The 716-nt window shown below is 54.5% G+C and carries 1 protein-coding gene; it reads left to right on the top strand.

Annotation, left to right across the window (positions count from 1 at the left end; genetic code table 11):
• Positions 1 to 14: 14 nt before the first annotated feature.
• Positions 15 to 716, top strand: a 702-nt coding sequence (locus tag IC213_RS20485; protein ID WP_227863581.1) for a collagen-like protein, incomplete at its 3' end; no start/stop codon positions are given.

The following is a 716-nucleotide window of genomic DNA, read 5'->3' as shown; positions in this document are numbered from 1 at the left end:
GCAGCAGAAGACCAATGGAACAATGTGTGCGAGTAGCTGGCACAACACGAACAGCACGAGGAGCAGCAGTAGGTCGAACTGATGCAACAGCTGCACCCGGACCAACAGGAGCAACAGGGACACCTGGAGCAACAGGTCCAACAGGAGCAACAGGAGCAGATGGATTGGCAGGTCCAACAGGTCCAACAGGAGCAACAGGAACACCTGGAGCGACAGGAGTAACAGGTCCAACAGGAGCAACAGGAGATACAGGAGCAGATGGACTGGCAGGTCCAACAGGTCCAACAGGAGCAACAGGAGCAGATGGACTGGCAGGTCCAACAGGTCCAACAGGAGCAACAGGAGTAGGAATAACAGGAGCAACAGGTTTAATAGGTCCAACAGGAGCAACAGGAACACCTGGAGCGACAGGTCCAACAGGCCCAACAGGAGCAACAGGAGCAAATGGATTGATAGGCCCAACAGGAGCAACAGGAAATACAGGGGCAGATGGAGCAACAGGTCCAACAGGTCCAACAGGAGCAACAGGAGATACAGGAGCAAATGGATTAGTAGGTCCAACAGGTCCAACAGGAGCAGCAGGAGCAGCTGGAGCAACAGGTCCAACAGGTCCAACAGGAGCAACAGGGGTAGGAATAACAGGAGTGACAGGAGCAACAGGAGCAACAGGCCCAACAGGAGCAGATGGAGTAGTAGGTCCAACAGGAGCAACAGGA

The sequence above is a fragment of the Clostridioides sp. ES-S-0049-02 genome, assembly GCF_020658465.1.
Taxonomy (GTDB): domain Bacteria; phylum Bacillota; class Clostridia; order Peptostreptococcales; family Peptostreptococcaceae; genus Clostridioides.
Note: the sequence above shows the minus strand (reverse complement) of the source record. Positions and strands in the feature narration are given on the sequence as shown.